The organism is Burkholderia sp. MSMB1072 (genome assembly GCF_001524725.1).
Lineage (GTDB): Bacteria > Pseudomonadota > Gammaproteobacteria > Burkholderiales > Burkholderiaceae > Burkholderia.
The window spans coordinates 1-18,424 of sequence record NZ_LOYC01000056.1; the positions used below are offsets into that span (position 1 = coordinate 1).

An 18,424-nucleotide genomic window follows, 5' to 3' on the forward strand; every position below is an offset into this window, starting at 1 on the left:
CTGGAGCAGGGGATCACGATCGGGCCGGGCTACATGTTCTCGATCACCGACAACTACCGGAACTTCATCCGCCTGAATTACAGCAGCCCATGGTCGCCGGATATCGAGCGTGCGGTCATCGTCGTCGGCAAGCTCGCCGCAGCCTGCGTCGGCTGAGCGCACCATCGCGCGGCGCGTCGTCATGTCAGCCGGTACGACTGCGCGCCAGTGCATGCAAGCGTGCCGTCGTCGACGATCAGGCATTCGTTGCGGATCGGCTTGCCGTCGAACCGGCATTGCAGGATCTCCAGCGTGCCGCCCGCATCGCGCCTGCGCGGACAACGCGCCCCTTTGACGGGGGAAGGCGGCACGCGGCTTGCGCGCGTCGCGCGGCGGCCCCTCGCGGAGCGGCCGCCGTGTTGCGCCGCAACGTCGATCATGGGCTACGCCGGTCATGGATCGCGTACACGCTGCAGTCGGCGTTTGCGTGCGCTGCGGGGCGTCTGTACCTGTTCTTTTCAGGACGGACGTCGATAATGGGATCGTTACCTGACTTTCCGGGAGCCACGTCATGACTGGAAGCGATGCTGCGTCCTCACCCGATCTCACGCAAGGGATCGCCCTCGACGATCTCGCCGACGGCGCGATGATCGAGGGCAATGTCGGCGACGCGGCGGTGCTGCTCGTGCGCCGCGCTGACGAACTGTTCGCGGTGGGCGCGCAATGCCCGCACTACGGCGGCCCGCTGGCCCAGGGCCTGCTGATCGGCGACACGATTCGCTGTCCGTGGCATCACGCGGCGTTCTGCCTGCGTACCGGCGAGATGGAGCGCGCGCCGGCGCTCGACGGGCTGACGTGCTGGCGCGTCGAGCGGCGCGATGGCCGCGCCGTCGTACTCGATGCAAGGCCCGCCGCCGTGCCGTCTGCGCCGAAGGCAGCCGGGCTGCCGGCGTCGGTCGTGATCGTCGGCGGCGGCGCCGCTGCGATCGCGGCCGCCGTGACGCTGCGGCAGGAAGGCTATCCGCATTCGATCACGCTGCTGAGCGCCGATGTCGATCCGCCGTACGACCGGCCGAACCTGTCGAAGGATTACCTCGCGGGCACGGCTCAGGCCGACTGGCTGCCGCTGCGTGCGCCGTCGTTCTATGCCGAGCAGCGGATCGACGTGCGCTGCAACACGCGGGTCGTGCGCATCGATCCCGCGCAGCGGGCGGTCGAACTGGCCGACGGCAGCCGTGTCGAATACGGTGCGCTGCTGCTCGCCACCGGCGCCGAGCCGAACCGGCTGAACGTGCCCGGCGCCGATCTGCCGCACGTCTGCCTGCTGCGCTCGCGCGCCGATTGCGATGCGCTGATCGGCAAGCTGAAAACGGCGCGCCGTTGCGTGGTGGTCGGCGCGAGCTTCATCGGGCTCGAAGCGGCCGCCGCGTTGCGCACGCGTGGGCTCGACGTGCACGTCGTCGCGCCCGATGCGCATCCGATGGGCCGCGTGCTCGGCGATGCGCTCGGCGACACGATCAAGGCGCTGCACGAAGCGCACGGCGTGGTGTTCCATCTCGGCGCGACACCCGCGCGGATCGGGCCGGACAGCGTGACGCTGTCGAGCGGCGACGTGCTGCCGGCCGACGTCGTGGTGGTCGGCATCGGCGTGCAGCCGAACGTCGGGCTCGCGCAGGACGCGGGGCTCGCCGTCGAACGCGGCGTGACGGTCGACCGCTTCCTTCGGACGAGCGCGCCCGACATCTACGCGGCCGGCGACATCGCGCGCTGGCCCGATCCGCTCACGGGCGAGCGGATTCGCGTCGAGCACTGGGTCGTCGCCGAGCGGCAGGGCAGCGTCGCGGCGCGCAACATGCTCGGCCAGCAGCGGCCGTTCGACGCCGCGCCGTTTTTCTGGAGTCAGCAGTACGACCTGACGATTCGCTATGTCGGCCATGCGGAGCAATGGGATCGCGTCGAGATCGACGGCAACCTCGGCGCGCACGATTGCACGATCGGGTACTGGCGCGGCAACACGCGGCTCGCGGTCGTGACGATCGGGCGCGATCTCGACAGCCTGAAGGCCGAAGCAGCCCTCGAGCGGCAGATGTCCGCCGCGTGACGGCCGAACCGCCGATGGAGGCGAGAGGGGCCCCGACGTCCGTGCACGTTTCAGAACCGCGTTCGCGCCGCGCATCGCGACGCGCGGATGTTCCGGGCGTCGTTACCGGTCGCGCGTCCTGATCATCACGCGCCCCTGGTCGATGCCGCCGCGCAGCGCTTCGTCGCACGTGAGCCATTCGGGCGTGACGAGTTCGGGCGCGGGCAGATCGACCGGCGCGCCGTCGCGGAAGATCCGCACCTGCGCGACCCACGCGCCGTTCGCGTTGCGCGTCGCGTCGACGCGAATTTCGTGATCCATGAAAATGTCGGTGGCTTGCATCGGTCGGGGCCCTCCGTCGTGCGCGAATGCGGTGCGTCGATCGTATCAGCAACGCGCGACGTGTTGTCCTGTTCCGATATCGACGCGCCGCGCGCCGCTGGGCGGCGACGCGACCGACACGACACCGCCGATCGGCGCCGCACCGACGCTCGTCGAAGCGATCTCGAACGCGCATGACGGCAGCGGCCCGGCGACGGGCCAACGCGTCGGCACGACCCCTCCTCGAAAACGAAGCGCTTCCTGTCCGTGCATCGCGCCGCACGTGCGCAGCACAGGAGCATGCCTTGCTCGATCGGCTCGACGGTCACATTCACCGTTTCCGCTTTCGACAAGGAGGGCCAGACATGAAAGCAGTCGTATTTCACGGCATCGGCGACATTCGCATCGACACGGTGCCCGATCCGGAAGTCTCCGAGGCGACCGACGCGGTCGTGCGCCTGACAGCCAGCGCGATCTGCGGCACCGATCTGCACATGGTGCGCGGCACGCTCGGCGGCATGAAGCCGGGCACGATTCTCGGCCACGAAGGCGTCGGCATCGTCGAGGCGGTCGGGCGCGACGTGCGCAACCTGCGGCGCGGCGATCGCGTGCTGATTCCGTCGACGATCGCGTGCGGCAGTTGCGCATACTGCCGCGCGGGCTACACCGCGCAATGCGACGCCGCGAACCCGGGCGGGCCGCGGGCAGGCACCGCGTTCTTCGGCGGCCCGGCCGATACGGGCCCGTTCGACGGGCTGCAGGCCGAATACGCGCGCACGCCGCTTGCGCACGCAAGCTTGATCCGGCTGCCCGATGCGATCGACGACGATCGCGCGATCCTGATGTCGGACATTTTCCCGACCGGCTATTTCGGCGCGCAGCTCGCGGAAGTGAAACCCGGCGATACGGTGGCCGTGTTCGGCGCGGGGCCGGTCGGCCAGTTCGCGATCGCGAGCGCGAAGCTGATGGGCGCCGGGCGCGTGATCGCGATCGACCGCATCGCGTCGCGGCTCGAGATGGCGTGCGCGCAGGGCGCCGAGATCGTCGATTTTTCCGAGGACGATCCGGTCGATACGGTGCTGCGGCTGACGGGCGGGATCGGCGTCGATCGCGTGATCGACGCGGTGGGCGTCGACGCGATGCGCGCGACGCACGGGCCGGCGGCGGCCGATCGCGAGGCTGCGCGCGCGTTCGACGAGGAAGTCGACGCGATCGCGCCGCACCGCAAGCCGGACGGTCGCAACTGGGTGCCGGGCGACGGGCCGTCGCAGGTGCTGCAATGGGCGGTGCACGCGGTCGCGAAGGCCGGCACGGTCGCGGTGATCGGCGTGTATCCGCCGGCGGCCCGCGTGTTTCCGGTCGGCGAGGCGATGAACCGCAACCTGACGATCAAGATGGGCAACTGCAATCACCGGACGGTGACGCCGCCGCTCGTCGAGCTCGTGCGCAGCGGTGCGTTCGATCCGCTGTCGGTGCTCACGCGCTGCGAGCCGCTGACGAACGCGATCGACGCGTACCGCGCGTTCGACGTGCGCGAGCCGGGCTGGATGAAGGTGAAGCTGACGCCGTGACGACACGAACCTCAACCGGGAGCACTGCAATGACGGATCGATACGACAACTGCATGGCCGCGTGCGACGCCTGCGCGCACGCGTGCGACACCTGTGCGGCCGCCTGCCTCGCGGAGCGCGACGTGCATGCGCTGGCCGGCTGCATCGCGCTCGACATCGAATGCGCGCAGCTGTGCCGCTTCGCGTCGGGCGCGATGGCGCGCCGCAGCGCGTTCGCCCCGCGCATTTGCGGGCTGTGCGCGCACGCGTGCGACCTGTGTGCGGCCGAGTGTTCGCGGCATGCGCACGAACATTGCCGCCGCTGTGCGCTGGCATGCGAGGCCTGCGCGGCGATGTGCCGCGCGATGGCCTGAGCACGGGCGCTTACGGCGTGTCCTGAACTTCGCGCGCGACGCGCTGGAGCAACGCATCGAGCACGGCCATCTCGACGGGCTTCACGAGATGATCGTCGAAACCCGCGAGTTCCGTGCGCGCGAGATCCGACGCGCGTGCATGGCCGGACAGCGCGACACAGGTCGTGTCGCGCAGCGCGTCGATCGTGCGTAGTTCCTCCAGCAGCGCGAAGCCGTCGACGTCCGGCATCGTCAGGTCGAGCAGCATCAACTGCGGTGCATAGTCGCGCGCGAGCGCCAGCGCGTCGGCCGCGTTGTACGCGACGCGCGGTGCATGGCCTTTCAGTTGCAGCAGCACCGCGAGCGTGTCGGCCGAGTCGCGGTTGTCGTCGACGATGACGATGCGCAGCGGCACGGCGGCAGGCTGCGGGGGCGCGGCAGGCGCGTGCGGCTCGGCGCGCTCGTTGCGCGTCGTTTGCACGATCGGCAGCCAGACCGTGAACGTCGCGCCGTGGCCGGGCCCGTCGCTTTTCGCGACGATCCGCCCGCCGTGCAGTTCGACGAAGGACCGGCAGATCGCGAGACCGAGCCCGAACCCGCCGGACGGGGAGTGGCCCGACGCACCTTCCTGCTGGAACAGGTCGAAGATCGTTTCGAGCGCGCCGGGCGCGATGCCCACGCCGTGATCGACGACGTCGATCGCCACCGACGATCCGTCGATACGCGCGCCGACGTCGATCCGGCCGCCGTGCGGCGAGAATTTCGATGCGTTGTCGAGCAGGTTGTGCAGCACCTGGACGAGCCGTGCGTCGTCGCCGTGCAGCACCACGGAATCGTCGGGCAGGTCGACACGGATCCACTGCCCGCGCGCGGCCAGTTTCGGCTGGATGCTCTCGACGCCGCGGCACACGATGTCGCGCACGGTGACGGGGCGATCGTCGAGTTCGACCTTGCCGGCCGTGATGCGCCCGACGTCGAGCAGATCGTCGACGAGCCGTGTCAGTTGCCCGACCTGACGGTGCACGGCGTCGCGGCACTGCGCGAGCGCGGGCGCCGGATCGGGCAGGCTCTGCAGCACGCCGACCGAATTGCGCAGCGGCGCGAGATGATTGCGCAGCTCGTGCGCGAGCATCGCGATGAATACGCTGAGCCGGTGTGTCGAGGCTTCGAGCGCCTCGAGCCGCTTGCGCTCGGTCATGTCGCGCGTGATCTTGATGAAGCCGCACAGCTGGTGCGTCGCGTCGTGCACCGGCGTGATCGTCACGCTCGCCCAGAACTGCGTGCCGTCCTTGCGCACGCGCCACCCTTCGTCCGCGAAGTGGCCGTGCGCGGCGGCCAGCGCGAGCCCGTGCGCCGGCCGGCCGGCCGCGATCGCGTCGGACGGATAGAACAGCGAGAAGTGGCGGCCGACGATCTCGGCGGCACGGTAGCCCTTGATGCGCTGCGCGCCGGCGTTCCAGGTCGCGACGTTGCCGTGCGGGTCGAGCATGAACACCGCGTAGTCGGTGATCGACTCCACCACGGTCTGGAACCGGAATTCGGCGAAGCGATGCAACAGGTCCCGCGCGTCGTGCGAGCCAGGCGGCAGAGGCGGGTGAAGATCGGCGTCGTCGTTCGTCATCAGGGGCGGCAGGTCCAAAATGCGGGCGGCCGAATACCGTCCGCCCGCCGCCGGATACGCCGGGGGCGGCTACGCGAACCGGATTGGCACGTCCGAAAGAATAAAGGAACTCGATTCGGGTGATCAATGGGTGCGCATCGGCCGTGCCGTCCACCGCACCGCGAGCCGGATTCGCGCCGGCGCGCCCGACGGCGGCCGGCGCGGCATGCCGATTGCACGACCGTTCGGTCCCCCTGCCGTGCGGCGGCACGGCAGGCAAGCCAGGCAAGGAGATCGACATGAACAGCACGCTGAATCCCGACAACGAACCGGCCGGCCCGGACGACGACAACGCCAGCCGCGGCCGCGACGGGCGCGCGCTCGGCCCGAGCGATTCCTCCGACAGCGGCAGCGACACGGCGGGCGCGCGGCGCCATCCGTTCGACGTCGATTCGCCGCTCGACGATCACGCGCTCGAACGCGGCGACGCGTCGCTCGACAGCGATACCGACCGCGCGGGTACCGGCGAGCGCGCGTCGGCGGACGGCGACTCGACGCTCGAGGAAGGCGCCGACATCGAGCCGGACCGCACCGAGCGGCTGAGCGAGCCCGGTCGCACGGACGAACCGGGCGACGGAGGCGAGGCCGGCGGCGCGCCGTGACGCCCGACACGCAAAAACTGCAATCGCGTTGCAGATTGGGGCGCCTGGCGGCTTCCCGGCGCTGCGGCGCACAACCGTCGCGGCCCGGCAACGGCGCCGGCACGCGACTTGCATTGACCCGACCGACGCGCGTCGCGATCCGGCATGGGGCCGCGCGGCGCAGGCGCGATCAAGGAGAGACACGATGCAACGACGATATCCCGGACGGCACGGCGAGCGTGGCGGCCCGCCCGACTGGCAGGAGCGCAACGAACGCGCGTACCGGGGCGCCGGCGAGCGCGGCATCCCGGACGACCCGGCACTGTGGCCGGAAGAAGACGATGAATCGGCTTACCGCCGCTTCGCGAGCGAGGACGTGGGCCCGGAAGACTGGGGCAGCGAATGGACCGAGCGCGCCGCGCGCCCGGCCGACCAGCGGCGCGGCGGCACCGACCCGGACTGGCCGGGCGGCGCGCGCCAGCCGGCGCGGGACCCCGAGCGCGGCTACGGCGGGCCGGCCCGCCGCGCGGAGGGCCGCGAAGGCCGGTACGGCGGCGAGCGCCCGGAATTCCGCGGCCAGCACCGGATGGGCTGGTACGGCGGCGAGCGCGACGTCGGTAATCCCCGCAGCGATCCCCGTGGCGACCCGCGCTACGGCGGTCGCGCCCCCGACCTGTCGCGGTTCGGCAGCGAAGCCGAACGCGACGCGCTGCGCCATCGCCGCGGGCCGAAAGGCTATACGCGCTCGGACGAGCGCATTCGCGAGGACGTGTGCGAGCGGCTCGCGCATGCGCTCGAGATCGACGTGAGCGACGTCACCGTGCAGGTGAAGGAGGGGCGCGTCGAGCTGGACGGCACGGTGCCGGCACGCTGGATGAGGCACGACATCGAGGATCTGGCCGATGGCTGCATGGGCGTGCGCGACGTCGAGAATCGCGTGCGCGTGCGCCGCGACGGCGAACACGATACGGGCATGGTGCTGCATCCCGATCAGCGGACCGTCACGCCGACCCAGCCTGCCGCGCGCGACCCCGAGCCCGGCACCGTCGTGCCCGGCCGCGAGCGCGAATCGCGCCATTGACGCCCGTGCGTGAAACGGCCAGACCCCGACCGCGGGCAACGCGTGCATGACGACCGGAATCGACGACACGCTAATCAGGCACCGTGATGCCCCTGCAGCCCGCGAGCGCCGCGACGCGCGCGGCTTGCGGCTGCGGATCGCGGCCGAACTCTGGCGCGCGATCTGGCATTACCGCGCGCGCGTGCTCGCGGCGATCGCGCTGCTGGTGCTCGCGAAAGCGGCGGCCGTCTCGGTGCCGCTGCTGCTCAAGGACATCGTCGACGGTTTCGGCCGCGTGGCCGGCCAGCCGCTGGCGTGGCCGGTGCTGCTGCTGTTCGCGTACGCGGTCGTGCGCTTCGCGTCGAACGCGCTGAACGAAGTGCGCGACATGACCTTCGTGCAGGTCACGCAGCATACGGTCGCGGCATTTACCGTGCGCACGTTCGGTCACCTGCACCGGCTGGGCGCGCGTTTTCATGCGCAGCGCGAGACCGGCGCCGTCGTGCGCGACCTCGAGAAAGGCACCGCCGGCATCGGTTATCTGCTCGGCGTCGCCGTGTTCACGATCGTGCCGACGGCCATCGAGATCGGCTCGGTGCTCGTGATCGTGATCGGCAAGTACGGCGGCGGCTTTACCGCGATCATTCTCGTCACGTTCGCCGTCTACGCGGCGTATACGGTGGTGTTCACGCGCCGCCGCATGCGTTTCCAGCGGCGAGTGAACGCGCTCGAGGCCGAGTCGAATTCGCGGGTGGTCGACAGCCTGCTGAACGTCGATACGGTCAAGTACTTCGCCCGCGAGGACGTCGAGCGCGACCGGCTCGATCGCGTGCTCGACGCGTGGCGCGAAGCCGGCGTCGACAACCAGTACGCGCTGTCGACGCTGCATATCGGGCAGAGCGCATGCATCGGCGCGGGGATCGCGGCCGTGATGCTGCTCGCCGGGCAGCAGGTCGCGCGCGGCGCGATGACGATCGGCGATCTCGTGCTGATCAACGCATACATCATCCAGATCAGCCTGCCGCTGAACGCGCTCGGCTTCGTGTTTCGCGAGGCGAACGATGCGATGACGAACATCGAGCGGCTGTTCGGGCTGCTCGATGCGCGCGGCAAGCCCGGCGAGGACGGCGATGCGCCCGGTGCGCAGCCGCTCGTCGTGCGCGGCGGCGCGATCGAGTTCGAGCATGTCGACTTCGGCTACGAGCCGAGCCGGCAGATTCTGTTCGACGTGTCGTTCCGCATCGAGGCCGGGCAGACGATCGCCGTGGTCGGCGGCAGCGGCTCGGGCAAGTCGACGCTCGCGCGACTGCTGTTCCGGCTGTATCAGCCCGACGCGGGCACGATCCGGATCGACGGCCAGGACTTGCGGCTCGTCACCGAGCGCAGCCTGCGCGACGCGCTCGGCATCGTCCCGCAGGACACCATCCTGTTCAACGACACGCTCGCGTACAACATCGCATACGGCAAGCGCGATGCGACCCGCGGCGAAGTGATCGCGGCCGCGCGCGGCGCGCAGCTCGACGCGTTCATCGAGCGGCTGCCCGACGCGTACGACACGCGCGTCGGCGAGCGGGGCGTGCGGCTGTCGGGCGGCGAGCGGCAACGTGTCGCGATCGCGCGCGCGTTGCTGAAGGCGCCGCCGATCGTCGTGTTCGACGAGGCGACGTCGGCGCTCGACACGCGCTCGGAGCGGGCGATCCAGCAGGAGTTGATGCGCGTCGCGCAGCATCGCACGAGCCTCATCATCGCGCACCGGCTGTCGACGATCGTCGATGCCGATCGCATCCTCGTGATGGAGCACGGCCGGCTCGTCGAGCACGGCACCCACGACGAGCTGCTCGAAAGCGGCGGCGTGTATGCGCAGATGTGGTCGCTGCAGGCGAAGCAGCGCGAACTGGAACGCACGGAGGCGAAGTTCGCGCGGCAGCCGGTGCGGATCAACCCGATGGTGTCGCAGGTGCTCGATTCGCTGGCGGAGGCGGCCGCGCAGCGCGGCGTGCCGGTGTTCCGCCACGTGTCCGACGAGGATCTCGTCGTCAAGGCCGATCCGGCCGCGCTGCGGCGCTTCGTGTGGGAACTGTGCCGCGGCGCGATTGACGCGAGCAGCGGCGGGCAGCTCGAGGTGCGCACGGCGCGCCACGATCCGGAAGCGCGGATCACGATCGCGTGCGCGGGCGTCGACGCCACCGAACTGTCGCTGATCGATCTCGAACGATTGCAGGACGCGATCGAGGAGGCCGGCGGCTACGTCGTGCGCGAACGTGACGATATCGGCGTGACGCTGCATCTGTCGCTGCCGATGTGCGCGGTGGCGCCGGCGTCGATGCAACCGGACGGCGCCGTGCCGAACGCGGGCGCCGGCGCGACGGCCAAGCCGCTCGACGGCCTGCGCATCGCGTGCGTGGACGACCACGACGAGGCGCGCGACGCGCTCACCGCGCTGTTGGAGGTGGCCGGCGCCGACGTGCGCGCGTATGCGTCGGGTCAGGCATTGCTGGACGACCTGTGGCGCGCGCGCCGGGCCGACTGGCCGGCGCTGCTCGTTTGCGACATCGATCTCGGCGACGACGAGGAGGACGGCTACACGGTGATGTCGCGCGTGCGTCAGCTCGACGCCGCGCGCGATCGCGACGGCCGCGCGCCGCTTGAGGCGCTGGCATTGTCCGGCCATGCGCGCGATCGCGATCGCACGCGCGCGGTCGAAGCCGGTTTCCATGCGTACCTGACCAAGCCCGCGGTAGCGGCCGACCTGATCGCGGCGTTGCGTGCGCTCGCGTTTTCCTCCGGAGAAATCCATGCCGAACCTTCTGAATCCGACGACACCCGAAGCCCTGAACGCGCGTCGCGGCGGTAGTGCGTTCGCCGACCGCCAGGCCGCGGTGGCGGCCGTCGAGCTGCTGCTGCCGAGCCTGGCCGCCGCGCTGCAGAGCGACTTCGTCGGCGACAGCGGCTGCCTGCACATCGTGATCATGGACCCGGCGCTCGGGCCGCACGACGCGGCGTTCGAGGACGCGATCCTGTACGAGTTTTCGCTGCCCGACCCGAAGGACTGGGACGCCGACTATCGCGCGTATGCGCGGGCCAAGGCGCGGCTGTCGTGGGAAACGGGCCGCGACGGCCACGTCGTGCAGGCGCTCGAGCCGTACCGGCTGCGCGCGGGCGACACGAACCTGTGGGGCGGCGTCGCGCTCGGCGGCATCGTGGTCGGCGTGTCGGGCGCGCAGCCGTGGTTCGACGAGGCGTTCGCGGGTTGCATCGCGCACTGCCTGCGCGCGCTCGCGAAGCACCGTGCGCAGGCGACGCCCGACGGGCTCGCGATCTGAGGGGGCCGCCCAGGACCCGTTTTTACAGCCGGTTATAAAAAAGCCAGCGAGCGCGCGGCACGGCCCGATGCGGCGCGGGCGCGCGCGGGCCGGCACGGTTTTCGCTGTATCTCCTCCACGGACGGTTGTCGCGACAAGCGTCGCCGTCAGCCGGATTGCCTTTCCGACATCGACAGGAGGTGCAGGTGAACGCGACTCACGATCCAGCCAGACCGCCGCTCGCCGGCCGGACCGCCCTCGTGACCGGGGGCGGCCGCGGTCTCGGTGAAGCCATTTGCGAAGAGCTTGCGCGCCATGGCGCGCACGTGGTGGTCGCCGATCTCGACGGCGATCGCGCGGCGGCCGTCGCGCAGCGGCTCGAACGGCACGGCGGGCAGGCGGTGGGCCGGCCGCTCGACGTGCGCGACGAAGCGTCGGTGCTGCAGGTCGTGCACGATGCGCGCGAGTCGCTCGGCGAGCTCGACGTGATCGTCAACAACGCGGCGATCGACGTGACCGCGCCGATCGACGACGTGAGCGTCGACGCGTGGCAGCAGGTGCTGATGACGAACCTGTTCGGCCCGTACCTGATGTGTCACGCGGCCGTGCCGATGATGAAGGCGCGCGGCGACGGGCATATCGTCAACATCGCGTCGACCGCGTCGAAGCGGGCGTGGCCGAACGCATCCGCGTATCACGCGACGAAGTGGGGGTTGCTCGGCCTGTCGCACGCGCTGCATGCCGAACTGCGGCCGAGCGGGGTGCGCGTGTCGGCGATCGTCGCGGGCGGGATGCGCACGCCGTTCCTGCTCGACCGTTTTCCGGACATCGACGAGGACACGCTGCAGCCGCCGGAGCACGTCGCGGCCGCCGTGCGTTTCGTGCTGACCCAGCCGCCGGGCACGGTCGTGCCGGAACTGATGGTGCTGCCGATGAAGGAGACGTCATGGCCCTGAAGCGCGAACGGCGGCTGCCCGGCGCGGTGCTGCTCGACAAGGACGGCACGCTGCTCGATGACGTGCCGTACAACGTCGATCCCGCCCGGATGCGCCTCGCGCCGGGCGCGGCGCGCGCGCTGCGCACGCTCGGCGCGACCGGCATGCCGCTGGCGGTCGTGTCGAACCAGTCGGGCGTCGCGCTCGGCCGCTTTACCGAAAACGAGCTTGGCGCGGTCCGCCAGCGTCTCGCCGAACTGTTCGAAGCGAACGGTGCGACGCTGGCGGATTTTTTTTACTGCCCCCATCACCCGCGGGGCAGCGTGCCGCGCTACACCTGTGACTGCATCTGCCGCAAGCCGCGCCCCGGCATGCTGCGGCGCGCGCTGGCGGCGCTCGGCGCCGTGCCCGAATGGAGCTGGATGATCGGCGACATCCTCGACGACGTCGAGGCCGGCCGCGCCGCGCGCTGCGGCACGATCCTGGTCGACTGCGGTCACGAGACGGAGTGGCGCGTCAACGCCGCGCGCACGCCGCTCCACGTCGTCGACCGCGTCGACCTGGCCGCCGACATCGTCGTGCGCGAAGCCGTGCGTCGGCACGGCTCGGGAGTGCGGCGATGAACATGGCCTGGAGCCGCGCCCGCCGCATCCTGTGCGTGCGGCTCGACAGCATGGGCGACGTGCTGATGACGACGCCCGCCCTGCGCGCGCTGAAGGAAAGCGGCGCCGACCGCCGGCTGACGCTGCTGACGTCGCGCACGGGCGCCGCGCTCGCCAGGCATCTGCCGATGGTCGACGACGTGTGGCGCTACGATGCGCCGTGGGTCAAGCATCCCGACGTGCGCGGCGATCCGGTGGCCGATCTCGACATGATCGACCGGCTGCTGGCGGGCCGCTTCGACGCGGCCGTGATCTTCACCGTCTACAGCCAGAATCCGTTGCCCGCCGCGATGATGTGCTGGCTCGCCGGCATTCCGCTGCGGCTCGCGCATTGCCGCGAGAACCCGTACGAACTGCTGACCGACCGCGTGCCGGAGACCGAGCCGGAATCGCAGGTGCGCCACGAGGTCGCGCGTCAGCTCGCGCTGGTGCGCACAGTCGGCGCGACGACGTCGGACTGGCGGATGGCGTTCGACCCGGGCGACGCGGCGCGGCGCGCGGTGCACGCGCGCTTGCAGGCCGCGTTGCAACGCGTCGGCGGCGCACGCGGGCCGGATGCGCGGCGCGCGCGCTGGCTGGTCGTCCATCCTGGCGCGAGCGCGGCGTCGCGGCGCTGGCCGGCCGAGCGTTTCGGCGAAGCCGCCGCCGCGGTCGCGCCGCTGTTCGACGGCATCGCGGTGACGGGCAGCGCGGGCGAACGCGAGCTGATCGACGCGGTGTGCGAACGCGCCGGGCCGCGCGCGGTGCCGCTCGCCGGCGTGCTGCCGCTCGGCGAACTCGGCGCGCTGATCGAGACGGCTGACCTGCTGCTGTCGAACAACAGCGGCCCCGTGCATCTCGCGGCCGCGCTCGGCACGCCGGTGGTCGACCTGTACGCGCTGACCAATCCGCAGCACACGCCGTGGCGTGTGCCGCACCGTGTGCTGAACGTCGACGTGCCGTGCCGCAACTGCTACCGAAGCGTGTGCAACCAGCCCGGGCATCCGTGCCTGCGCGGCGTGAGCGTCGACGACGTGGTCGCCGCCGTGCACGCGCTGCTGCACGGTCGCGCGCGCCATGCGCAACGCGCGGCCGCGCGGGCCGCCGCGCCCGGCAGCGAGCCGGTCGCGGCGCACGCATCGAACGTGCTTCCGTTCGCGCACGTCATCACGAGGAACTGACGCATGCCTGACCCGATCCATACGCTCGGCATCAACGCCGCTTTCCACGACAGCGCCGCGTGCATCGTGCGCGACGGCGTCGTGATCGCGGCGGCCGAGGACGAACGCTTCACGCACGTGAAGCACGCGAAGCGCCCGGTGCCGTTCTCGACCTGGGAGCTGCCCTTCCACGCGATCGACTATTGCCTCGCGGAAGCGGGCATCACGCTCGCGGACGTGGACCACGTCGCGTATTCGTACGACCCGTGGCTCGAACTCGACCGCGAAGGCACGGAGCCGGCGCTGACCCTGCCGCTGTCGCCGTCCGCGCATGCGCCGCGCGACGACGGCGCGTCGCCGTGGCATCCGCTGTTCCTGTCGTCGATCGTCAACGCGCCGCGCCAGCTCGCGGGCGGCGCGCCGCATCATCTGCAGCGGCGCTTTCGCGGCGTCACGCACGACGGGCCGTTCCGCTGGCATTTCATCGAGCACCATCTCGCGCACGAGGCGAGTGCGTTTCTCGCGGCGCCGTTCGAACGCTGCGCGGTGATGACGATGGACGGGCGCGGCGAGCGCGCGACGACCAGCTACGGCGTGTTCGACGGCCGCACGTACCGGCGGCTCGGGCAGGTCAACCTGCCGCATTCGCTCGGGCTGCTGTACGAGCGCGTAACCCGCTATCTCGGCTTCCTGCACTCGTCCGACGAATACAAGGTGATGGCGCTCGCGTCGTACGGCAAGCCGGTGTTCGCCGACGAGATGCGCAAGCTGGTGCGGTATCGCGGCGAAGGGCGCTATGACGTGGTCGACGGCGATCTGGCCGCGCAATTCGGCGCGCCGCGCGAACGCGGCGGCCCGATCGAGCCGCATCACTGCGACATCGCGCACGCGTTGCAACTGGTGCTCGAGGAGACGACGCTGCAGGCGGTCGACTGGCTGGCCGCCGAAACCGGCGAGCGGCAGCTCGCGATGGCGGGCGGCGTCGCGCTGAACTGCGTGATGAACGCGAAGATTCGCGATCGCGGCCCGTTCGACGACGTGTGGGTGCAGCCGGCCGCCGGCGACGCGGGCACGGCGCTCGGCGCCGCGCTGTGGGCCGACTTCCGGATGCGCGGCGAGCGCGGCGACTGGCGGATGGATCATGCGTATCTCGGGCCGGCCTACGACGACGACGCGATCGAGGCGTTCCTGAAGGATGCGCAGCTGCCGTACCGGCGGCTCGCCGACGTCGCCGCGCAGACGGCCGCGCTGCTCGCGGCGAACCGCGTGATCGGCTGGTTCCAGGGGCGCATGGAATTCGGCCCGCGCGCGCTCGGCGCACGGTCGATCCTCGCGTCGCCGATCGACCCGGACATGCAGCGCAAGCTGAACCGGATCAAGGATCGCGAGGATTTCCGGCCGGTCGCGCCGGTCGTGCTCGAAGACCGTGCGCATCACTGGTTCAGCGGCGGCCGGCGTACGCCGCTGCGCGCGCCGTTCATGCTGTTCGTGTACGACGTCGTGCCCGAGCGCGCCGAGAGAATTCCGGCGGTGCGCCACATCGACGGCACCGCGCGCGTGCAGACCGTCGACGAAACGCAGCACCCGCTGCTGCATGCGTTGCTGACCGAGTTCGACGCGCTCACCGGCGTGCCGGTGCTCGTCAACACGTCGTTCAACACGCGCGGCGAACCGATCGTGTGCTCGCCGCGCGACGCGATCGAATGCTTCTGGACGTCGCCGCTCGACGCGCTCGTGATCGGGCCGTTCCTGCTGGAGAAACCCAGATGAACGCGCGCGACACGCAACTGCCGCCGGTCGTGTCGGTCGTCGTGCCCACCTACCGGCGGCCCGACCTGCTCGCACGCTGCCTCGACGCGCTGTGCGTGCAGGTGTTCGATCCGACCACCTACGAGATCGTCGTCGTGGACGACGATCCGGCCGGCAGTGCGCGCGCCGTCGTCGATGCGTGCCGCACACGCGTAACCGACGTGCCGGCGATCCGCTACATGACCGCGCCCGACACGCAGGGCCCGGCCGGCGCGCGCAACGTCGGCTGGCGCAGCGCGTGCGGCGCACTGATCGCGTTCACCGACGACGACACGATTCCCGATCCGACCTGGCTGCGCCACGGCGCGGCCGCGCTGCTGGCCGAACCGTCGGCGGCGGCTGCGGCCGGCCGGATCGACGTGCCGCTGCGGCCGTGCCCGACCGACTACGAGCGCGATGCGGCGGGGCTCGCGCATGCGGAATTCGCGACCGCGAACTGCTTCGTGCGGCGCGCGGCACTCGAACGCGTCGGCGGCTTCGACGAGCGCTTCACGCGCGCGTGGCGCGAGGACGCCGACCTGATGTTCGCCCTGCGCGAGCATGCGGGGCCGATCGTCGAGGCCGACGCCGCGCGCATCGTGCATCCGGTGCGTCCCGCGCGCTGGGGATCGAGCATCGGCGCGCAGTCGAAGGTGTATTTCGATGCGCTGCTGTACAAGAAGCATCGCACGACTTACCGGCGTCATATCCGGCCGATGCCGCCGTGGCATTACTACGCGGCCGTGCTCGCCGCGCTCGGCGCGCTCGGCTGCCTCGCGACCGGCTGGCCGGCGCCGGCCATCGCGTGCGCAGTGGTGTGGACCGCGATTACCGCGGGGTTCTGCGCGAAACGGTTGCGCGGCACGCAGCTCACGCCGTCGCATGTGGCCGAAATGATCGTCACGTCCATCGCGATTCCGCCCGTGTCGCTGTACTGGCGCATGCGCGGCGCGCTTCACTTCCGGGTGCTCTTCCTATGAAGCTCGATCCCAGCGTCGATTCCGACGGCCCGCGCGGCCCCAAGCGGATCGCGGTGTTCCGCGCGCTGCAGCTCGGCGACATGCTGTGCGCGGTGCCCGCGCTGCGTGCGCTGCGGCGCGGCGAACCGGATGCGCGCATCACGTTGATCGGCCTGCCGTGGGCGCGCGAGTTCGCGTCGCGCTTTTCGGACTACATCGACGGTTTCATCGCCTTCCCCGGCGCGGCGGGGCTTGCCGAACAGCCCGAACCCGACGCGGCCACGCGCGAGGCGTTCATCGCCGAATGCCGCTCGCGCGACTTCGACCTCGCGATCCAGCTGCACGGCAGCGGCGCGCACACGAATGCGATCGTCGCGTCGCTCGGCGCGACGCGCACGGCCGGCTTCGTGCCGGCCGACGGCGGCACGGCCGCGCTCGACTGCACGGTCGTGTGGCGCGACGACGAACCGGAAGTGGCGCGCTATCTGGCGCTCACGCGCAAGCTCGGTTACGCGGACTGGGGCGACTACCTCGAATTCCCGCTCGGCGGGCTCGACTACGCGCTGTGGCACGTGCTCTGCGACGAACACGCGCTCGATCCCGGCCGCTACGTGATCGTCCATCCCGGCGCGCGGATGCCATCGCGGCGCTGGCCCGTCGAGCGCTTCGCGCTCGCCGCGCGGCAGCTCGCCGACGACGGCTGGCAGATCGTGCTGACCGGCACGCGCGCGGAACTGGCGCTGGCGAGCGCGTTCGCCGAGCACCTCGGGCGGCCGTGCGTGAACCTGTGCGGCCGCACGCCGCTCGGCGCGCTCGCCGCGCTGATCGCCCGCGCGCGGCTGCTGCTGTGCAACGACACGGGCGTGTCGCACGTCGCGGCGGCGCTCGGCACGCCGAGCATCGTCGTCGCATGCGGCAGCGATACGACCCGCTGGGCGCCGCTCGACGCCGAACGCCATCGCGTGCTCGCGAACTACCCGGCGTGCCGGCCTTGCATGTTCGATACGTGTCCGTACGGGCACGAATGCGCGACGGCGATCGGCGTCGGCGAAGTGATCGATCGGGCGGGCGAGCTGCTCGCCGAGGAGAGACGTCATGTCACGTAAGCGGTTGCGCGTGCTGACCTGGCACGTGCATGGCAACTACCTGTATTACCTGTCGCAGGCGCCGCACGATTTCTACATCGTGACGAAGCCGCAGCATCCGCCCGGCTATGCGGGCCGCGTCGGGCACCTGCCGTGGGGCGACAACGTGCACGAGGTGCCGGCCGAGTGCGTGCGCGACACCGCATTCGACTGCGTGCTGTACCAGCACGTGAATCATTACCGGAACGACCGCCTGCGGCTGCTGAGCGAAGCGCAGCGCGCGCTGCCGACGCTGTTCGTCGAGCACGATCCGCCGCGCGAGCATCCGACCGACACGCTGCATCCGGTGCAGGACCCGAACGTGTTGCTGGTGCACGTGACGCCGTTCAACGCGCTGATGTGGGACAACGGCGTGACGCCGACGCGCGTGATCGAGCACGGCGTGCTGCTGCCGGAAGGCGTCGAGTATCACGGTACGCTGCCGAAGGGCGTGGCCGTGGTGAACAACCTCGCGCGCCGCGGCCGGCGCCTCGGCGCGGATCTGTTCGAGGTGGTGCGGCACAGCGTGCCGATCGATCTGGTCGGGATGGGCTCGACCGAACTCGGCGGGATCGGCGAAGTGCCGAACCCGGCGCTGCCGCAATTCCTGTCGCACTACCGGTTCTTCTTCAATCCGATTCGCTACACGAGCCTCGGGCTCGCGGTGATCGAGGCGATGATGATCGGGCTGCCGATCGTCGCGCTCGCGACGACCGAGATGGCGCAACTCGTGAAGACCGGCAGCAACGGCGTGGCCGATACGCGGCCGGCCGTGCTGATCGACGCGATGCGGATGCTGATTCGCGATCAGGAACTGGCGCGCGAGTGGGGCGCGGCGGCCAGGCGTGACGCCTGCGAGCGATTCGGCATCGAGCGCTTCGCGCGCGACTGGGACGCCGCACTGCGCGACGTGACGGCGTGACGTGACGAA

Annotated in this window: 17 protein-coding genes and 1 pseudogene; 15 read left to right on the forward strand and 3 right to left on the reverse strand. The window is 70.9% G+C overall.

Going from position 1 to position 18,424, the window contains the following annotated elements; all coding sequences use genetic code 11:
- Nucleotides 1-156: pseudogene (locus tag WS89_RS33160) on the forward strand (PLP-dependent aminotransferase family protein); the annotation flags it as partial.
- Between the two features lie 23 nt (nt 157-179).
- Here the strand turns inward: WS89_RS33160 and WS89_RS34950 are convergent.
- On the reverse strand, nt 180-419 hold the full coding sequence (locus WS89_RS34950) for a hypothetical protein (RefSeq protein ID WP_059794124.1): 240 nt from the start codon (nt 417-419) through the stop codon (nt 180-182).
- 131 nt (nt 420-550) lie between these two features.
- On the opposite strand from WS89_RS34950, the gene WS89_RS24850 reads away from it, so the two are divergent.
- A complete protein-coding gene (locus tag WS89_RS24850) occupies nt 551-2,080 on the forward strand; it encodes an FAD-dependent oxidoreductase (protein WP_059794126.1) in 1,530 nt (509 codons plus the stop codon).
- A 102-nt stretch (nt 2,081-2,182) separates the two neighbouring features.
- Here the strand turns inward: WS89_RS24850 and WS89_RS24855 are convergent, their stop codons facing one another.
- Complete coding sequence (locus WS89_RS24855; protein WP_059502900.1) at nt 2,183-2,401, reverse strand: DUF6566 family protein; 219 nt, start codon at nt 2,399-2,401, stop codon at nt 2,183-2,185.
- Between the two features lie 344 nt (nt 2,402-2,745).
- Between WS89_RS24855 and WS89_RS24860 the strand changes: the two genes are divergently transcribed.
- Nucleotides 2,746-3,951, forward strand: coding sequence for a zinc-dependent alcohol dehydrogenase (locus WS89_RS24860; RefSeq protein WP_059794128.1), 1,206 nt, complete (start codon nt 2,746-2,748; stop codon nt 3,949-3,951).
- Nucleotides 3,952-3,980: 29 nt separating this feature from the next.
- On the forward strand, nt 3,981-4,304 hold the full coding sequence (locus tag WS89_RS24865; RefSeq protein WP_034209281.1) for a four-helix bundle copper-binding protein: 324 nt from the start codon (nt 3,981-3,983) through the stop codon (nt 4,302-4,304).
- A 10-nt stretch (nt 4,305-4,314) separates the two neighbouring features.
- Here the strand turns inward: WS89_RS24865 and WS89_RS24870 are convergent, their stop codons facing one another.
- Complete coding sequence (locus WS89_RS24870; RefSeq protein ID WP_059794129.1) at nt 4,315-5,904, reverse strand: PAS domain-containing hybrid sensor histidine kinase/response regulator; 1,590 nt, start codon at nt 5,902-5,904, stop codon at nt 4,315-4,317.
- Between the two features lie 278 nt (nt 5,905-6,182).
- On the opposite strand from WS89_RS24870, the gene WS89_RS24875 reads away from it, so the two are divergent.
- The 11 genes from WS89_RS24875 to WS89_RS24925 all read left to right on the forward strand — a co-directional run bounded on the left by WS89_RS24875 (nt 6,183) and on the right by WS89_RS24925 (nt 18,415).
- Entirely contained in the window at nt 6,183-6,545 is a 363-nt protein-coding gene (locus WS89_RS24875) for a hypothetical protein (protein WP_059503034.1), read from the forward strand.
- A gap of 184 nt (nt 6,546-6,729) precedes the next feature.
- Nucleotides 6,730-7,605 carry a BON domain-containing protein gene (locus WS89_RS24880; protein WP_059794131.1) on the forward strand — a complete coding sequence of 292 codons (876 nt, stop codon included), beginning with the start codon at nt 6,730-6,732 and terminating at the stop codon, nt 7,603-7,605.
- 46 nt (nt 7,606-7,651) lie between these two features.
- Nucleotides 7,652-10,438 (forward strand): ABC transporter transmembrane domain-containing protein, encoded by a 2,787-nt coding sequence (locus WS89_RS24885; protein ID WP_059794133.1) that lies wholly within the window; start codon nt 7,652-7,654, stop codon nt 10,436-10,438.
- The gene (locus WS89_RS24890) at nt 10,380-10,907 is read left to right on the forward strand and encodes a hypothetical protein (protein WP_034185503.1); all 528 of its coding nucleotides are present in this window, start codon (nt 10,380-10,382) and stop codon (nt 10,905-10,907) included. The genes WS89_RS24885 and WS89_RS24890 overlap by 59 nt, the downstream gene beginning before the upstream one ends.
- Nucleotides 10,908-11,092: 185 nt before the next feature.
- Nucleotides 11,093-11,842 carry an SDR family oxidoreductase gene (locus WS89_RS24895; protein ID WP_059503032.1) on the forward strand — a complete coding sequence of 250 codons (750 nt, stop codon included), beginning with the start codon at nt 11,093-11,095 and terminating at the stop codon, nt 11,840-11,842.
- Nucleotides 11,833-12,444 carry a D-glycero-alpha-D-manno-heptose-1,7-bisphosphate 7-phosphatase gene (locus tag WS89_RS24900; protein ID WP_059502890.1) on the forward strand — a complete coding sequence of 204 codons (612 nt, stop codon included), beginning with the start codon at nt 11,833-11,835 and terminating at the stop codon, nt 12,442-12,444. The genes WS89_RS24895 and WS89_RS24900 overlap by 10 nt, the downstream gene beginning before the upstream one ends.
- Nucleotides 12,441-13,643, forward strand: a complete 1,203-nt coding sequence (locus WS89_RS24905; protein ID WP_059794135.1) for a glycosyltransferase family 9 protein — start codon at nt 12,441-12,443, stop codon at nt 13,641-13,643. Before WS89_RS24900 ends, WS89_RS24905 begins: the two co-directional genes overlap by 4 nt.
- A gap of 3 nt (nt 13,644-13,646) precedes the next feature.
- A complete protein-coding gene (locus tag WS89_RS24910) occupies nt 13,647-15,392 on the forward strand; it encodes a carbamoyltransferase family protein (RefSeq protein WP_059794137.1) in 1,746 nt (581 codons plus the stop codon).
- A complete protein-coding gene (locus WS89_RS24915; RefSeq protein ID WP_059794139.1) occupies nt 15,389-16,390 on the forward strand; it encodes a glycosyltransferase family 2 protein in 1,002 nt (333 codons plus the stop codon). The genes WS89_RS24910 and WS89_RS24915 overlap by 4 nt, the downstream gene beginning before the upstream one ends.
- Nucleotides 16,387-17,475: a glycosyltransferase family 9 protein gene (locus WS89_RS24920; protein WP_059794141.1), complete on the forward strand. Its 1,089-nt coding sequence runs from the start codon at nt 16,387-16,389 to the stop codon at nt 17,473-17,475. Before WS89_RS24915 ends, WS89_RS24920 begins: the two co-directional genes overlap by 4 nt.
- Entirely contained in the window at nt 17,465-18,415 is a 951-nt protein-coding gene (locus tag WS89_RS24925; RefSeq protein ID WP_059502880.1) for a glycosyltransferase, read from the forward strand. The genes WS89_RS24920 and WS89_RS24925 overlap by 11 nt, the downstream gene beginning before the upstream one ends.
- Nucleotides 18,416-18,424: the final 9 nt, after the last annotated feature.

Excerpts from the sequence above, each read along its gene's own strand:
- WS89_RS34950 (WP_059794124.1), bottom strand. The coding sequence starts at position 419 with ATGATCGACGTTGCGGCGCAACACGGCGGCCGCTCCGCGAGGGGCCGC.
- WS89_RS24850 (WP_059794126.1), top strand. The coding sequence starts at position 551 with ATGACTGGAAGCGATGCTGCGTCCTCACCCGATCTCACGCAAGGGATC.
- WS89_RS24855 (WP_059502900.1), bottom strand. The coding sequence starts at position 2,401 with ATGCAAGCCACCGACATTTTCATGGATCACGAAATTCGCGTCGACGCG.
- WS89_RS24860 (WP_059794128.1), top strand. The coding sequence starts at position 2,746 with ATGAAAGCAGTCGTATTTCACGGCATCGGCGACATTCGCATCGACACG.
- WS89_RS24865 (WP_034209281.1), top strand. The coding sequence starts at position 3,981 with ATGACGGATCGATACGACAACTGCATGGCCGCGTGCGACGCCTGCGCG.
- WS89_RS24870 (WP_059794129.1), bottom strand. The coding sequence starts at position 5,904 with ATGACGAACGACGACGCCGATCTTCACCCGCCTCTGCCGCCTGGCTCG.
- WS89_RS24875 (WP_059503034.1), top strand. The coding sequence starts at position 6,183 with ATGAACAGCACGCTGAATCCCGACAACGAACCGGCCGGCCCGGACGAC.
- WS89_RS24880 (WP_059794131.1), top strand. The coding sequence starts at position 6,730 with ATGCAACGACGATATCCCGGACGGCACGGCGAGCGTGGCGGCCCGCCC.
- WS89_RS24885 (WP_059794133.1), top strand. The coding sequence starts at position 7,652 with ATGACGACCGGAATCGACGACACGCTAATCAGGCACCGTGATGCCCCT.
- WS89_RS24890 (WP_034185503.1), top strand. The coding sequence starts at position 10,380 with ATGCCGAACCTTCTGAATCCGACGACACCCGAAGCCCTGAACGCGCGT.
- WS89_RS24900 (WP_059502890.1), top strand. The coding sequence starts at position 11,833 with ATGGCCCTGAAGCGCGAACGGCGGCTGCCCGGCGCGGTGCTGCTCGAC.
- WS89_RS24905 (WP_059794135.1), top strand. The coding sequence starts at position 12,441 with ATGAACATGGCCTGGAGCCGCGCCCGCCGCATCCTGTGCGTGCGGCTC.
- WS89_RS24910 (WP_059794137.1), top strand. The coding sequence starts at position 13,647 with ATGCCTGACCCGATCCATACGCTCGGCATCAACGCCGCTTTCCACGAC.
- WS89_RS24915 (WP_059794139.1), top strand. The coding sequence starts at position 15,389 with ATGAACGCGCGCGACACGCAACTGCCGCCGGTCGTGTCGGTCGTCGTG.
- WS89_RS24920 (WP_059794141.1), top strand. The coding sequence starts at position 16,387 with ATGAAGCTCGATCCCAGCGTCGATTCCGACGGCCCGCGCGGCCCCAAG.
- WS89_RS24925 (WP_059502880.1), top strand. The coding sequence starts at position 17,465 with ATGTCACGTAAGCGGTTGCGCGTGCTGACCTGGCACGTGCATGGCAAC.